18 protein-coding genes are annotated in these 14,876 nt (G+C 72.6%); 8 read left to right on the forward strand and 10 right to left on the reverse strand.

Going from position 1 to position 14,876, the window contains the following annotated elements; genetic code table 11:
- Window positions 1-49: 49 nt before the first annotated feature.
- Both IE178_RS27645 and IE178_RS27650 read right to left on the reverse strand, forming a co-directional pair.
- Window positions 50-481, reverse strand: a complete 432-nt coding sequence (locus tag IE178_RS27645) for a PRC-barrel domain-containing protein (protein WP_193514219.1) — start codon at window positions 479-481, stop codon at window positions 50-52.
- Window positions 481-1,062, reverse strand: coding sequence for a PRC-barrel domain-containing protein (locus IE178_RS27650; protein WP_184761874.1), 582 nt, complete (start codon window positions 1,060-1,062; stop codon window positions 481-483). Before IE178_RS27650 ends, IE178_RS27645 begins: the two co-directional genes overlap by 1 nt.
- 142 nt (window positions 1,063-1,204) lie before the next feature.
- Between IE178_RS27650 and IE178_RS27655 the strand changes: the two genes are divergently transcribed.
- The gene (locus IE178_RS27655; protein WP_184761873.1) at window positions 1,205-1,657 is read left to right on the forward strand and encodes an ATP-binding protein; all 453 of its coding nucleotides are present in this window, start codon (window positions 1,205-1,207) and stop codon (window positions 1,655-1,657) included.
- Between the two features lie 27 nt (window positions 1,658-1,684).
- Here the strand turns inward: IE178_RS27655 and IE178_RS27660 are convergent, their stop codons facing one another.
- Complete coding sequence (locus tag IE178_RS27660; protein WP_184761872.1) at window positions 1,685-2,572, reverse strand: RNA polymerase sigma factor SigF; 888 nt, start codon at window positions 2,570-2,572, stop codon at window positions 1,685-1,687.
- A gap of 292 nt (window positions 2,573-2,864) precedes the next feature.
- Here IE178_RS27660 and IE178_RS27665 point away from each other — a divergent pair, with 292 nt between their 5' ends.
- Window positions 2,865-3,251, forward strand: a complete 387-nt coding sequence (locus tag IE178_RS27665) for a helix-turn-helix domain-containing protein (RefSeq protein WP_184761871.1) — start codon at window positions 2,865-2,867, stop codon at window positions 3,249-3,251.
- Window positions 3,252-3,281: 30 nt separating this feature from the next.
- Here the strand turns inward: IE178_RS27665 and IE178_RS27670 are convergent, their stop codons facing one another.
- The 3 genes from IE178_RS27670 to IE178_RS27680 form a co-directional block, all read right to left on the reverse strand.
- A complete protein-coding gene (locus IE178_RS27670) occupies window positions 3,282-3,884 on the reverse strand; it encodes a ClpP family protease (protein ID WP_184761870.1) in 603 nt (200 codons plus the stop codon).
- On the reverse strand, window positions 3,884-4,540 hold the full coding sequence (locus IE178_RS27675) for an ATP-dependent Clp protease proteolytic subunit (RefSeq protein ID WP_193514186.1): 657 nt from the start codon (window positions 4,538-4,540) through the stop codon (window positions 3,884-3,886). Before IE178_RS27675 ends, IE178_RS27670 begins: the two co-directional genes overlap by 1 nt.
- Before the next feature lie 123 nt (window positions 4,541-4,663).
- Entirely contained in the window at window positions 4,664-5,866 is a 1,203-nt protein-coding gene (locus tag IE178_RS27680; RefSeq protein ID WP_193514187.1) for an epoxide hydrolase family protein, read from the reverse strand.
- A gap of 122 nt (window positions 5,867-5,988) precedes the next feature.
- Between IE178_RS27680 and IE178_RS27685 the strand changes: the two genes are divergently transcribed.
- The 5 genes from IE178_RS27685 to IE178_RS27705 all read left to right on the forward strand — a co-directional run bounded on the left by IE178_RS27685 (window position 5,989) and on the right by IE178_RS27705 (window position 10,404).
- A complete protein-coding gene (locus IE178_RS27685; protein ID WP_193514188.1) occupies window positions 5,989-6,471 on the forward strand; it encodes a VOC family protein in 483 nt (160 codons plus the stop codon).
- A gap of 739 nt (window positions 6,472-7,210) precedes the next feature.
- Window positions 7,211-8,005, forward strand: a complete 795-nt coding sequence (locus tag IE178_RS27690) for a VOC family protein (RefSeq protein ID WP_193514189.1) — start codon at window positions 7,211-7,213, stop codon at window positions 8,003-8,005.
- 56 nt (window positions 8,006-8,061) lie between these two features.
- Entirely contained in the window at window positions 8,062-8,751 is a 690-nt protein-coding gene (locus IE178_RS27695) for a ribonuclease H family protein (protein WP_318280278.1), read from the forward strand.
- 79 nt (window positions 8,752-8,830) lie between these two features.
- The gene (locus IE178_RS27700; RefSeq protein ID WP_184761863.1) at window positions 8,831-9,814 is read left to right on the forward strand and encodes an aldo/keto reductase; all 984 of its coding nucleotides are present in this window, start codon (window positions 8,831-8,833) and stop codon (window positions 9,812-9,814) included.
- 92 nt (window positions 9,815-9,906) lie between these two features.
- The gene (locus IE178_RS27705; protein WP_193514191.1) at window positions 9,907-10,404 is read left to right on the forward strand and encodes a DUF6328 family protein; all 498 of its coding nucleotides are present in this window, start codon (window positions 9,907-9,909) and stop codon (window positions 10,402-10,404) included.
- Between the two features lie 39 nt (window positions 10,405-10,443).
- Here the strand turns inward: IE178_RS27705 and IE178_RS27710 are convergent, their stop codons facing one another.
- Window positions 10,444-10,866 (reverse strand): SsgA family sporulation/cell division regulator, encoded by a 423-nt coding sequence (locus tag IE178_RS27710; protein ID WP_184761861.1) that lies wholly within the window; start codon window positions 10,864-10,866, stop codon window positions 10,444-10,446.
- A gap of 104 nt (window positions 10,867-10,970) precedes the next feature.
- A complete protein-coding gene (locus IE178_RS27715) occupies window positions 10,971-11,942 on the reverse strand; it encodes an LLM class F420-dependent oxidoreductase (RefSeq protein WP_184761860.1) in 972 nt (323 codons plus the stop codon).
- A gap of 72 nt (window positions 11,943-12,014) precedes the next feature.
- On the opposite strand from IE178_RS27715, the gene IE178_RS27720 reads away from it, so the two are divergent.
- Entirely contained in the window at window positions 12,015-13,472 is a 1,458-nt protein-coding gene (locus tag IE178_RS27720) for a serine hydrolase domain-containing protein (RefSeq protein ID WP_193514192.1), read from the forward strand.
- On the opposite strand, the gene IE178_RS27725 is transcribed toward IE178_RS27720, so the two are convergent.
- The gene (locus tag IE178_RS27725; RefSeq protein WP_193514193.1) at window positions 13,464-13,778 is read right to left on the reverse strand and encodes a protein kinase family protein; all 315 of its coding nucleotides are present in this window, start codon (window positions 13,776-13,778) and stop codon (window positions 13,464-13,466) included. The two genes, IE178_RS27720 and IE178_RS27725, sit on opposite strands and share 9 nt — an antisense overlap.
- A gap of 132 nt (window positions 13,779-13,910) precedes the next feature.
- The gene (locus IE178_RS27730; RefSeq protein WP_193514194.1) at window positions 13,911-14,870 is read right to left on the reverse strand and encodes a threonine/serine dehydratase family protein; all 960 of its coding nucleotides are present in this window, start codon (window positions 14,868-14,870) and stop codon (window positions 13,911-13,913) included.
- Window positions 14,871-14,876 lie beyond the last annotated feature (6 nt).

A 14,876-nucleotide genomic window follows, 5' to 3' on the forward strand; every position in this document is an offset into this window, starting at 1 on the left:
CTAAGCAGCCCCGGCACCCGCCGCCCGCCGGGAGGTCCGTCCGCGTCGCTCAGACACGGTGGCGCACATGCCCGGTCCGGATCACCAGGGCATGGTCGCCGAGACCCAGCAGACGGTCGGCCGGCAACTCGCCGAGCGTCGTCAGCACCGCCTCGATGCGAGCGGTGACCGGATCGAACGCCGCGTCGAGCACCGTGCCACGTTCCTCACCGCACTCCGTGAGCACCCTGCTCCCGAGCAGATCACGCCGGGGCGGGACCTCGCCCGGGCCGCCGAGCGAGCGCACGATCAGCATGTCCGGACCGACGGCGCGCAGAGCGCCCCAGGCCACCACGGCCTCCCTGCGCAGCCGCCCGCGCCCTATCCGGACGTGTGTGACCTCCCCGGACGCCGCGTCCACCGTCAGGGCCCGCACCACCCCCAGACGGTCCGCGTCGCCCGGCGTCAGCACGGGCAGCCCGCGCACCCGTGAGAACAGCATCACGGCGCGACACCCCTCCCGCGGTCGTGGCGGGCGCCGACGCGCTCCACGAAGCGCGGCAGGTCGTCGGTGACGTACGTCGTCGCGTGCGCGGGGATCACCAGGGTCCGGCCGGTGACGCTCAGGGCCTCGCCCCGCGGCACGTACACCCGGTGCCGACGGTGCCGGGAGCCGTGCACCAGCTCCCGTTGCGCGGCGAGCCGGAAGGCGACGAGCCGGCCGCTGGTGCCCTCGACCAGGACGTCCAGCACCGTGCCCACCGGGTCGCCGTCCTCGGTCAGCACCTGCGCCCCGAGCAGCCGCCCGCGCACGGCGTCACGGCGCGCCACCGAGAGGGGCAGGTCGAACAGCGCCCCCTCGTCGCGGACCATGACCGCGTGATGGCCCAGGCAGTGCACCGCCGGCCAGGGCAGATCCTGCGGCAGGGGACCCGAGAGCAGGGTCCGGCCGGTCAGGGTGAAACTCGCGATCCGCTCGGCCGACGGGTCGAACACGGTGTCCTTCACGTGGGCCACGGCATCACCGCCCAGCGTCACCACGGGCAGCGTCGTCAGGCTCCGCACCGCCGTCAGTCCGTTCATGGCACGCCCTTCCGCCGAACCCGGCGGAACCCGGGTTCCCCGCTGTGCGAGGCCGCACACGGATCGGGTGGAGTGGTCCGCCGGAGTCGGGGTACCAGGACTGGTGCAGATCGTCCGGCCTGCCCGGCTGAGAGAGAAACGTATGACCTACCACCTGGACGGGGCAGTGATACCGACTGGTTTCGACGTGCCCGTGGAACCGCTGCGGCGCGCCGCACACTTCACCGGCGAGCCGGGATGCATCGCCGACGCACGCTCCTTCGCCGCGCACTTCCTCCAGCAGCTGCGGACGGAATGGTGCGCCACGATCGACGAGCGGGTCGACGGCGCCGTACTCCTGGTGGTGAGCGAACTGGTCACCAACGCGGACCGGCACAGCGAGGGGCCGTACGTCCTCGAGCTGGAGGGTACGGCCACCTCGCTCACGGTGATGGTCTACGACAGCAGCTCCGCCCTGCCCCGCGTCTTCCCCCGTGATCCCGGGCGGGTGGGCCGACACGGTCTGGAGATCGTCCGGGCGCTGGCGCGGGACGTCGACGTGCAACGGGTGCCCGTCGGCAAGCGAGTGCGGGCGGTGCTGAACCTCGCCGGGTGACCGGCCACGGCGTGGGACGCCGACCGGTCAGGCGCAGCCGAGCTCGCCCAGCATGCCCTCGCGCAGACGGGTGATGATCCGCTTGATCAGACGGGACACATGCATCTGGGAGCAGCCCAGGCGTTCGCCGATCTCCGCCTGGGTGGCCTCCTCCACGAAACGCATGTGGATGATCTCCCGGTCGCGTTCGCTGAGCTCGGCCATGAGGGGGGCCAGCGCGTGGAAGTCCTCGACGAGCCGCAGTCCCTCCTCCTCGACGCCGATGAAATCGGCGAGGACGGACTCGCCGCCCTCGGCACCGTCACCGGTGAGGGCGGCGTCCAGGGACGACGAGTTGTACCCGTTCGCCGCGATCTGACCCTCGACGACCTGCTGCTCGGTGATGTTCATCAGCGTGGCCAGTTCGGCGACCGTGGGTTCGCGGTCCAGCCGGCTGGCGAGCTCCTCACGGGCCTTGGCCAGCTCGACGCGCAGCTCCTGGAGCCGGCGCGGCACATGCACCGCCCATGTGGTGTCACGGAAGAAGCGCTTGATCTCGCCCACGATGTACGGCAGCGCGAAGGAGGTGAACTCGACCTCGCGGGACAGCTCGAACCGGTCGATGGCCTTGATCAGCCCGATCATGCCGGTCTGCACGATGTCGTCCATGTCGTCGCCCCGGCCGCGGAACCGCCCGGCCGCGAACCGCACGAGGGACATGTTCATCTCGATGAGGGTGTTGCGCGCGTACTGGTACTCGTGCGTGCCCTCCTCCAGCTCCGCCAGGCGACGGAAGAACTGACGGGACAGCTCCCTGGCGTCGCGCGGAGCGACGGTGCGCGGGTTCACCACTTCCCGCGGCTTTCCGTCACCCGTCCCGGCCTCGGCGTGCTCGTCGACTACCTGCGCGTGCGACCGGATCACGGCGGTCTCCATTACCTCTCCCCACGAACGTCACGACTGACCTGTGCCTGAGCTCCCCCGGCTTTCCGGGTACCCAGGACATGCGGACACATGCGCACCCTCTTCCAAGCGGCCGGAAAGCGATGGTGCGCAGCGGTTGTCACTCGTACGAACGATGGTACGGGGGAGCGGCCCGCGCGGCAGCCCGGGCCGGGGCGGGCCCGGGCCGCGACGGAGGGGGTCCGGGCCGCCGCGCGGGGCGTCCTTCACTCAGGGCGGAACGCCGCTCCCTTCCCCTCGGGACCGGAATTCCTAGGCTGAGGAGGTGACCAAACAAGCGCCGAACCACGCCCGCGTCATCCCCCTGCGACCCGCCCCGGCTCCGCCGGCCACGGCCCCCGCGACCAGAGAGCCCCTCTGGCGGGACCTGGTCGGTGACGTCCTGCGCCGGGAGCGACTCGCCCAGGAGCGGACACTGAAGGACGTCGCCGACGCGGCCCGGATCTCCATGCCCTACCTCTCAGAGGTGGAGCGGGGCCGCAAGGAGGCCTCGTCGGAGGTCCTCGCGGCCGCCGCCCAGGCCCTCGGCCTCGGCCTCGGCGACCTGCTGTCCCGGGCCCACGGGGAACTGGTCCGCGTCACCGGCGCCCGGGCCGGAACCAGCCGTCGAATGTCCGGCTCCGCGCACAACGGACTGTGCCTGGCCGCCTGACACATCCGTCCGCCGCACGGCCCGGCCGCCTCACACCCCCACCAGGCGCCGGGCCAGCACCTCGTCGGCCAGGCCGTACGACACGGCCTCCTGGGCGGTGAACACCTTGTCGCGGTCCATGTCCGCCCGCAGGGTCGCCGGCTCATGGTGCGTGTGCCGGGCCAGCACCTCCTCCACCTGCGAGCGGATCCGCACCATCTCCTTGGCCCGGAGCGACAGATCGGACGCCGTGCCGCGCGCCCCGCCCGAGGCCGGCTGTCCCAGCAGCACGCGCGCGTGCTCCAGCACGAACCGCCGACCCGGGTCCCCGCCGGCCAGCAGCACGGCCGCCGTGGAGGCCGCCTGCCCCACGCAGAACGTCGAGATCGGCGCCTGCACGAACGTCATCGTGTCGTAGATCGCCATGAGCGAGGTGAACGAGCCACCGGGCGAGTTGATGTAGATCGCGATCTCGCGCTCCGGGGCCGCCGACTCCAGATGGAGCAGTTGCGCGATGACCACATTGGCGACCCCGTCGTCGATCTCCGTCCCCAGGAAGATGATCCGCTCGGACAGCAGCCGGCTGAACACGTCGTAGGACCGCTCGCCCCGCGGAGTGCGCTCGACGACGTTCGGAATCGTGTAGGTCCCCATCACTGCAGCCCCATCCTGCGCCGTGTCGCGGCCGGGCGGACGTCGTCGAGGGACTCCACCACCCGGTCGACCATCCCGTACTCCCGCGCCTGCTCGGCCGTGAACCAGCGGTCCCGGTCACCGTCCCGGGAGATGGTCTGCGGGGTCTGTCCGGTGTGCTCGGCGGTGATCCGCTCGATGGTCCGCTTGGTGAACTCCAGGTTCTCCGCCTGGATCTCGATGTCGGCGGTCGTGCCGCCGATGCCCCCCGACGGCTGGTGCATCATGATGCGCGCGTTCGGCAGGGCGTGCCGCTTGCCGGGCGTGCCGACGCAGAGCAGGAACTGGCCCATGCTGGCCGCGAACCCCATGGCGAGCGTCGAGACGTCGTTCGGGATCAGCCGCATCGTGTCGTAGATCGCCAGCCCCGCGTGCACGGATCCGCCGGGACTGTTGATGTACAGGCTGATGTCGGTGTGCGCGTCCTCGGCGGACAGGATCAGCAGCTGCGCGCACACCCGGTTGGCGGAGACCTCGTCGACCTGGGTGCCGAGCAGCACGATCCGCTGCGCGAGCAGCTGCGCCGCGAGATGGTCGTCGAACCGGGTCGGCGGGGTGTCGCCCTCCTCGGCCCGGGGCAGCAGGGCCGGCCACGAGCCGGCGGTGAGTGGAGACATGGGCGCTCCTGGTGGTCGCTCGTTCGAACGCGGCCGGGACGACCGCGTGTCTCCACTCTTGACCGGCCGGCGGGGCGGGCGGGCCATCCTCTGCCCGTGGCAGATTCGCCACGGGCAGAGCGCTCACCCGGCCCGCGTCTGCCGCAACTGGCGGAAGAACGCCCGGACATCGCCCACCAGCAGGTCCGGCTCCTCCATCGCCGCGAAGTGCCCGCCCCGGTCGAACTCGGTCCAGCGCACCAGGTTCTCCGTGCGTTCCGCCTTGTGCCGCAGCGGGATCTGCAGTTCGGCGGGGAAGAGGGCGAGCGCCGTCGGCGCGGCCGACGGCTCGGCGGGCCGGGCGGCGCGGCCCGTGGCGTGCGCCCGCTCGTAGTAGATCCGCGCGGACGAACCCGCGGTGCCGGTCAGCCAGTACAGCATCACGTTCGTCAGCAGCAGATCCCGGTCGACCGCCTCCTCCACCAGCTCCTCCGAGTCGGTCCACTCCCAGAACTTCTCCACGATCCAGGCGAGTTGACCGACCGGCGAGTCGTGCAGCGCGTACGCCAGGGTCTGCGGCCGGGTCGAGTGCAGCACGGCGTACCCGGTGCCCTCCCGGGACCACTCGCTCCACCGCCGCCAGGAGGCGAGCGTGCGCTCCCGCTCCTCGGGTCCGAGGGCGTCCAGTTCGGCGGCGGTCGGCTCGGTGGTGGCCTGCGCCCCCGGCAGCAGATTGAGGTGGACGCCGATGACCCGCTCGGGGTGGGCGCGGCCCAGCTCGCGGGAGATGGCGGCGCCCCAGTCGCCGCCCTGCGCGCCGAACCGCTCGTATCCGAGCCGCCGCATCAACTCGGCCCAGGTGTCGGCGACCCGTCCCGCCTCCCAGCCGGTGTCCGGCGCCGGCCCGGACAGCCCGAACCCCGGGATGCTCGGCACCACGACGTGGAACGCGTCGGCCCGGTCCCCTCCGTGCGCCGCCGGATCGGTCAACGGCCCGAGCACGTCCAGGAATTCGACGATCGATCCCGGCCAGCCGTGCGTGACGACCAGCGGGGTGGCGTCCGGCTCGGGGGAGCGGACATGGGCGAAGTGCACGGTCGCGCCGTCGACGACCGTGGTGAACTGCGGCCACTCGTTCAGCCGGGCCTCGGCGGCCCGCCAGTCGTACTCGTGCCGCCAGTACCGCACGAGCTCGCGCAGATACTCCTGCGGCACCCCGTACGCCCATCCCGTCCCGGCGAGCGGGTCGGGCCATCGGGTGCGGTCGAGCCGGTCCCGCAGATCGTCGAGCGCGCTCTGCGGGATGTCGACGCGGAAGGGCCGGATGCTCTCGGGGGGTGATGTCATGTTCGTGATGGTAGGCGCGGTACGTGGTGCCGCCATCCGGATGTGTGCGTCGCCGCACCGATGAGTTCCGGGCCGCCAAGCGGTCGACACCGATGACCGTGTTTCACGCCCAGGAGGTACTCATGACCACCGACGGATTCACCACGTGTCTCTGGTTCGACGGCCAGGCCGAGGAAGCCGCGAACTTCTACGTCTCCCTCTTCAAGGACTCGAGCCTCGGCCGGATCGTCCGGTACACCGGCACCGGGCCCGGTGCCGAGGGCAGCGTCCTCACCGTGGAGTTCACGGCCAACGGCCAGAAGTTCCTCGCGCTGAACGGCGGACCCGAGTTCAAGTTCAGCGAGGCGATCTCCTTCCAGATCGACTGCGCCGACCAGGCCGAGATCGACCACTACTGGGACAAGCTCGTCGAGGGCGGCGGCGAGCACGGCCCCTGCGGCTGGCTCAAGGACCGGTTCGGCGTCTCCTGGCAGGTCAACCCGGTGCGGCTGTCCGAGATGATCAGCGACCCGGACCGGGAGAAGGCGGACCGCGCCATGAAGGCCATGATGGCGATGGGCAAGCTCGACATCGCGGAGCTGGAGAAGGCGTACGCGGGCGACTGACGGCCGGCGGGGGCGGGGCCCGACGGTGCACGGTTCCGCCCCTGTCCGCGCTCGGCCAGGATCTGTCTGCTGCCGGACCGCCGGTCACACGGCGGACAGCCTCGGCACCGGCCACCGGCCGCGCCCTCGCGCTGCTTCTCCTCGGCCACCCGGGCGAGGCAGGCCTCCACGGGCAGCCCGCCGCCCTCCGCCGGGGCCGGAGGGCGGCGGCTTGAGGCAGCGACCGCACCAGCCCGGCCGCCTTGTCCGGCGCCGGCACGAGGGACCGCTCACCGAAACCCTCCAGGTAGTCGCACAAGGTGGTGCCCGAGTGGGGCGCGCCCGTGCACCGGGCGAACCTGACCGAGCACCTCCCGGTTCTCCATCGCCAGGGAGTCGCCGGGATGGAGCACCGTGGGCGGGTCCACGGCCGCCGCACCGGCGGAGGCGGGGACCGCTGGTGGGTGGTGGCCGACGCCTGCGGCGAGGCGGGTGCCGGCGGCCCGGCCCCGGCCCCGGGCCCGGACGACGGATCGGTGCACGCGCCGAGCAGCGCGGCGGCGGGCACCACGGACACGATCCACGGCGTGCGCACACGGCGGCTGCCGCCCGGCCGGCGAAACGGCCCCCGGGCAAACACAGCCGGGGCCGGGACGGAAAGACCCACTTCGGGCCGGACGGCCGCTCGGCGCGCGGGCGGGAGCGGGGGTGGCTAGCGTGAGGAAACGGACCGACCATCCGTCCGGAGAGGGCCGCAGTCATGGCCGTATCACCCGAAGGGGCCCCTTGCTGGGCCGACGCGATGTTCAACGACGTCGAGGAAGCCAAGGGCTTCTACGGGGACGTCCTCGGCTGGACCTTCGGCGGGGCGTCGTCGGAGTTCGGGCGCTACACCGAGGCCTACGTCGACGGGAAGGCGGTGGCGGCCGTCGTACCGCCCATGCCCGGGCAGGAGGGCACCTCGCAGTGGTGCCTCTACTTCGCGGCGCGGGACGCCGCCGCGACCGCCGCCCGGATCCGGGACAACTGCGGTGAGCTGCTGATGGAGCCGATGCAGGTCGGCGACTTCGGCACGATGTGCCTGGCGCGCGACCCCGGCGGGGTCCTCTTCGGCCTCTGGCAGGCCGGCACGCACGAGGGCTTCGGCGCGACGGCCGAGCCGGGCGCGTACTGCTGGGCGGAGGTCTTCACCCGTGAGCCGGAGAAGTCCGACGAATTCTTCCCCGCCCTCTTCTCCTACCGCTCGAAGCGGCTCGAGGGCGAGAGGGACTTCCGCGTCTACGACCTGGGGGAGCGCAGCGTCCTCGGCCGGATGAGGATGACGGACGACTTCCCGCCCGAGATGCCCCCGTACATCAACGTCTATTTCACCGTCGAGAACTGCGACGAGGCGGTGGCACGGGCCACCGCGCGGGGCGGGGTGCTGCGGTTCGGTCCGGTGGACACGCCCTTCGGGCGGATCGCGGCGATCAGCGATCCGCAGGGCGCGCACTTCTCCGTGATCGACATCACCACCCTCGTGGGCGAGGTGCCGCAGACGACCGACGTGGGCTGAGCGAGCCGGTCCCGCCCGGACGGGCAGCCCGCTCCGGCCATGGCATGATCGGGCGCATGCGTGAACGTGTTGTGGCCGCGTGCGACGGGGCTTCGAAGGGAAATCCCGGACCCGCAGGCTGGGCCTGGGTGGTCGCCGATGCATCCGAGACGCCGGTGCGCTGGGAGGCGGGAGCCCTCGGCAGAGCCACCAACAACGTCGCCGAACTCACCGCCCTGGAGCGGCTGCTGGCGGCGACCGACCCCGCCGTGCCGCTCGAGGTCCGGATGGACTCGCAGTACGCCATGAAGGCCGTCACGACCTGGCTGCCCGGCTGGAAGCGCAACGGCTGGCGCACGGCGGCCGGCAAACCGGTCGCCAACCAGGAACTCGTCGTCCGCATCGACGACCTCCTGCAGAACCGCTCGGTGGAGTTCCGCTACGTCCCCGCCCACCAGGCCGACGGCGACCGGCTCAACGACTTCGCCGACCGCGCGGCCAGCCAGGCGGCCACCGTTCAGGAGAACGCGGGCAGCGAGCTGGGCTCGCCCGAGCCGCCGCCCGCCCCGGACCGCCCGGCGGGCGGCGCGGCGAAGCGCAGGTCCGGCGCCGCCAAGGCACCCCGGCCGCGCGGCGGCTCCCCCGCCCGCACGATCAAGGCCAAGTTCCCCGGCCGCTGCCTGTGCGGACGGCCCTACGCGGCCGGTGAACCCATCGCCAAGAACGACAAGGGCTGGGGCCACCCCGAGTGCGCCCAGGCGGCCTGACCCGCGCGCAGGGCGGGTGCGGCCGCACCAAGGGCGGAGCGGTACGCCGGCCGGTCCCGGCGGATGACAGACTGACGTCATGGACGAGCGCACATTCGACAGGTCGGGTCAGCACGCCTCCGTGGTCGGTCTCGGCACGTGGCAACTGGGAGCGGACTGGGGCGACGTGGACGACAAGGAAGCCCTCACGGTCCTGGAGACCGCGGCCGAGTCGGGGGTCACCTTCTTCGACACCGCCGACGTCTACGGCGACGGACGCAGCGAGCAGACCATCGCGTCCTTCCTGAGCGGCCGGCCCGATCTGCACGTGCTGGTCGCCACCAAGATGGGCCGCCGGGTCGACCAGATCCCCGAGAACTACGTCCTGGACAACTTCCGCGCCTGGAACGACCGCTCGCGCCGCAACCTCGGCGTCGACCGCGTCGACCTGGTGCAGCTGCACTGCCCGCCGACCCCCGTGTACTCCACCGACGAGGTGTTCGACGCCCTCGACACCCTGGTGGAGGAGGAGCGCGTCGCCGCCTACGGCGTCAGCGTGGAGACCTGCGCCGAGGCCCTCACCGCGATCGCCCGGCCGAACGTGGCGAGCGTGCAGATCATCCTCAACCCGTTCCGCATGAAGCCCCTGCGCGAGGTGCTCCCGGCCGCCCGTGCGGCCGGCGTCGGCATCATCGCCCGCGTCCCGCTGGCCTCCGGACTGCTGTCCGGCAAGTACACCAAGGACACCGTCTTCCCCGAGAACGACCACCGCACCTACAACCGGCACGGCGAGTCCTTCGACCAGGGCGAGACCTTCTCCGGCGTCGACTACGCGACCGGTGTCGAGGCCGCCGCCGAGTTCGCCGCGCTCGCCCCCGAGGGATACACGCCGGCCCAGCTGGCGCTGCGCTGGATCATCCAGCAGCCCGGCGTCACCACCGTCATCCCCGGCGCCCGCTCGCCCGAACAGGCCCGCGCCAACGCGGCGGCCGCCCGGCTGCCGGAGCTGTCCGAGGCGACCCTCACGGCGATCCGGGACCTCTACGAGCGGCGGATCAAGGAGCAGGTAGAGGCCCGCTGGTAGCAGCGGGGACGCGGCCGGCCCTGGAGAGGACGGCGGCTTTCGGGGCACCCGGGTGAGCAGGCGGACCGATGGCGCACACCGAGGGAGGCACCGTGTCGGATGCGGAGCGGGGCCGGACCAGGCGCAGGGGGCGCAACGAGACCGAGGAGGAGAGAGCGGACCGGATGTGGCAGGAGCTCATCCAGGAGGTCCGCGTGGCCCAGATGGGTGTGCAGATCCTCTTCGGTTTCCTGCTGACCGTCGTGTTCACCCCGACCTACGCCACCCTGTCCGACACCGACCAGACGATCTACATCGTGACGGTGGTGCTGGGCGCCTGCGCCACCGGGGCGCTCATCGGGCCGGTGGCGCTGCACCGGCTCGTCTCCGGACGGCTCATCAAACCGCAGGCGGTGCAGTGGGCCTCCCGTCTCACCCTGCTCGGCCTCCTGCTGCTGCTCGCCACCACCAGCGCCTCACTGCTGCTCATACTGCGCGTGGCCTCCCACGACGGCTTCGTCCCGTACCTGGTCGCCGGAGTGGTGTGCTGGTACCTGCTGTGCTGGTTCGGCTGGCCGATGTGGACCCGGCACCGTCACACCACGCGGTGAGGGCGGGCGGGCCCGGGGCCGCCCGCCCCGGGCGCGGGCTCAGCTCCCGGCGAGGACGTCCGCGAGGAAGTCGTCGACGCGCACCTCCTCGCACCCCGGCGCGACCATCCGGCGGGTCTCGTGCAGGAACGCGCCGATGGTCTCGGCCCAGGCGAACACCACCGCGTGGTGCCGGCCGCCGTCGCCGTGGGCCTCGCCGAGGAACTCCATGCGCAGCTCCCGCCCCGCACCCCGGGACTCCGGGCGCAGCCGTACGTCCCCGATCCCGACCGGGCGGGTGAGACCCTCGGTGATCATCTCCCGGTCCAGCTGCCAGCGCGCGAGGACCCGGCCGTCGTGACTGAAGACGACGGTGACGGCGAACGGGTCGGACGGGTCGTAACTCAGGTGGGCGAGCACGGGGAAGCGATCCGCGGCGCCCGCCTGGAGCTCCACCACCAGGGTCTTGTTCAACGAGTTCACCAGAGGCCTCCGGGAAGTACGACGTAGAGCCCTCTAGTACCCCGCATCCGCGCAAGATGCTCAGCTCCATGGGTGAATCGCCCGCGCCCCGAGCCGCCCCGGCGTCAGGCGAACGCCTCCCGCAGTGCCGGCAGCAGTGTCTTCTCCGACCAGTCCAGGTACCGAGGCTGCGAATCGCCGCCGATCTGGACCAGGGCGATCTCGGTGAAGCCGGCCTCGGCGTAGGGGCGGACGGCCTCGACGAAGTCCGCCGGGTCGCTGCCGCACGGGATGGACCCGGCGACGTCGTCGGGCCGGACGAACCGGGTCGCCGACTCGAAGGAATCCGGATGCGGCAGCTCGGAGTTGACCTTCCAGCCGTTGCCGAACCAGCGGAACTGGGAGTGGGCGCGTTCGACGGCCGCGTCCCGGTCGGGGTCGTAGCAGACCGGCAGCTGCCCCACCCGCGGTTTGCCCTCCCCGCCGTGCCGGTCGAAGGCGTCGAGCAGCTCCGCCTCCGGCTCCGTGGCGATCACCAGGTCGGCGAGCCGGCCCGCGAGGGCGCAGGAACGCTTCCCGGACACCGCGATGCCGATCGGCGGCGGTTGGTCCGGCAGGTCCCACAACCGGGCCGACTCGACGTCGAAGTGGGTGCCCCGGTGGTTCACATGGCCGCCCTCGAACAGGGCCCGGATGATCCCGACCGCCTCCTCGAGCATCTCGTGCCGCACGTCCACGGCCGGCCAGCCGCCGCCCACCACATGCTCGTTGAGGTTCTCCCCGGAACCGAGCCCCAGCCGGAACCGGCCCTCGGACAGCAGCTGCAGGGTCGCCGCCTTCTGCGCCACCACCGCCGGGTGGTAGCGGAACGTCGGACACGTCACGTACGTCATCAGCGGAATCCGCGAGGTGGCCTGCGCGGCGGCGCCGAGCACGCTCCAGGCGTACGGCGCGTGACCCTGCGTGCCCAGCCAGGGGAAGTAGTGGTCCGAGGTCACCGAGAAGTCGAAGCCGGCCTCCTCGGCCCGCACCACATGGTCGACCAGCTCACGCGGCCCGGCCTGCTCGGTCATCATCGTGTATCCGATACGCACCATGCCGCCCGGGTCCCCGCCCGCGCTCGGGGAAAACGGTGGATCACCCGCCGGTGCCCCGGGCAGGATGCCCTTATGACCGCCCGCCCGCTCCCCGTCGCCACCCCTGCCGCCCAGGGCGTCGACGCCGCCGGCGTCCACGCCTTCCTCGACGCCCTCGAAGCCGCCCCCGACATCGAGCCGCACAGCCTGATGATCCTGCGCCACGGCCGGCTCGTGGCCTCCGGCTGGTGGGCGCCGTACACCGCCGGACGCCCGCATCTGCTGTACTCGCTCAGCAAGAGCTTCACCGCCACCGCCGCCGCTCTCGCCGAGGACGAGGGGCTGATCGACTTCGACGCCCCGGTGCTGTCGTACTTCCCGGAGTTCGAGGCCGACATCAGCGACCCGCGCAGCCGGGCGATCCTGGTCCGGCATGTGGCGTCCATGGCCAGCGGACACGAGAGCGAGACCGTCGACGCGGCGTACGGCACCGACCCCGCCGAACCCGTGCGCGGTTTCCTGCTCCAGCCGCCGCAGCGCGACCCGGGGACCGTCTTCGCGTACAACCAGCCCTGCACGTACACGCTCGGCGCGATCGTGCAGCGGGTCACCGGGCAGTCGCTCACCGCCTATCTGCGGCCCCGGCTCCTCGACCCGCTGGGCATCGGTGAGGCGCTGTGGCTGCGGGACCGCACCGGCCGGGAGATCGGCTTCAGCGGACTGCACGCCGCCACCGACGCGGTCGCGCGCCTCGGCCTGCTGTATCTCGACGACGGGGTGTGGCAGGGCGAGCGGCTGCTGCCCGAGGGATGGGTCGCCCGCGCCTCACGCCCTCACCTACCGACCGCCGGGGCCATGGGGGCGGACGACCGGCAGGACTGGGACCGCGGCTACGGACACCAGTTCTGGATGTCCCGGCACGGTTTCCGGGGCGACGGGGCGTACGGCCAGTTCTGCCTCGTACTGCCCGGGCACGACGCGGTGATCGCCGCGACGACGGCGACCGACCGGATGCAGGAGTACCTGGACCTGGTCTGGCGGCATCTCCTGCCCGCCTTCCGCCCCGGTCCGCTGTCCGGCCGGGAGGACGCGGACACCGCCCTGCGCGAACGCCTCGACCGGCTCGCCCTGCGACCGGCCAAGGGCAGCCCCGTACCGCCGGAGCGGGCGGGAGACTGGTCCGGCGCCGCGTTCACCCCGTACGGCGGGATCTGCGGGGACCAGCCGACACTGACCGCGGCCGAGGTCACGGCGGACGCCGACGGCGGCTGGACGATCGGCCTCACCGACGACCGCCACCGGCTCGGCGCACGGCTCGGCGGGCAGGGGTGGACCGTCACCGAACAGCCCCTCCCGACGGCCGTGAGCGGCGGCTGGACCGACGGCGACACCCTCGCCGCGGACGTGGTGTTCCTGGAGACACCGCACCGCCTGACGGTGACGTGCTCCCTCACCGACCGGACCTTCACCGCCCGCTGGCACACCCGTCCGCTGCACGAGCGGCCCCTGCGGGGGATGCGTGCCCCACGGGGGCCGCACGGCTCAGCCTGAGCCCGGCCGGAACGTCCGCAGGACGGTCCACAGGAAGCCGGCCTCGACGACGGCCCCGACCACGGTGGCGGTCCGGCCGGGGCACGGCCGGGACATGCTCTCGGCCGTCCGCAGGACGCGGGAGGGTGCGCGGCGGGCGGCGTCACCGGCGTCCCGCGGGATCCAGGTCCTGGCGACCGGACACGGGTGTCCGGTCCGCACGTCGTCGGCGTACCAGCACACGCGGTGGGTCTCGCGGTGGGTGATCTCGACCAGCCGGTACCGTCCGGCGACCGACCGGTCCGCGGAGACGTGCGCCCCGCCCATGGCCATCCCTCGTCGAACCACTGGTTCCCGCTCTTCCCCAGAGGTACGGGGGGTGAGGCGGGGTCCGTTCAACGAGACGGCCGACGGGTGAAGCGGCGGGACGATTTCCGGCCACGGGGGCGGCCGGGACGCTCAGCGCAGGTCGAAGTGTTCCGTCCAGGCGATCATGTCGCGGGTGGTGGCGTTGCCGCCGCACACCACCAGCCCGAGCCGGGCTCCCTCGCCGACCCGCTCCAGCACCCGCCGCGCGGCGGGCAGCAGACAGCCGGCGGCCGGCTCGGCCCACACCTTGGCATGGTCCGCGAGGTCGAGCGAGCCCTGCACCGCCTCCCGGTCCGGCACCACCAGCACCTCGTCGACCAGCGCGGAGACATGCTCGTACGTCAGAGGCGACACGGCCGGGGCGCTGAGCGTGGAGACGATCGACGTCAGCTTCACCGGCACCGGGCCGCCCGCCGCCAGCGCCTCGGACATCGCCTGGGCGCCGGCCGTCTCCACGCCCCAGATCCGCACCCCGGGCCGCAGCGCCCGCAGCGCCGCCGCCACACCGGAGATCAGTCCGCCGCCCCCGATGCTCACCAGCACGTCGGTCAGCTCACCGGCGTCCGCGGCGAACTCCAGCCCCACGGTGCCCTGTCCGGCGATCACCACCGGGTCGTCGAAGGGGTGGACCAGGGTCAGTCCCTCCTGCTGGAGCCGGGTCGTCAGCGCGAAGGCGCCGTCCATGTCGTCGGTCAGCCGCACCGACGCGCCGGCGGACTCCGCGACCTCCACGGCCCGCACGGGCGCCGAACGCGGCATCACCACCGTCGCCTTCACATCGAGGGCGGCGGCCATGACGGCGAGCGCGATCCCATGGTTGCCGCCGCTCACCGCCACCACCCCGGCGGCCCGCTCGGCCTCGCTGAGCGACAGCAGCTTCGCCGCCGCACCGCGCACCTTGAACGAACCGGTGCGCTGCAGCAGCTCCAGCTTCGCCGTGACCGGGACACCGAGCAGCGCCGACAGCCCGGGGCTCGGCACGGTCGGGGTCCGCACCACGTGTCCGGCGATCCGCTCGGCCGCGGTCTCTATGCCGGCGATCTCGATCACGACTGT

Source organism: Streptomyces griseoloalbus (assembly GCA_014650015.1).
In the GTDB taxonomy this organism is placed as follows: Bacteria; Actinomycetota; Actinomycetes; order Streptomycetales; family Streptomycetaceae; genus Streptomyces; species Streptomyces griseoloalbus.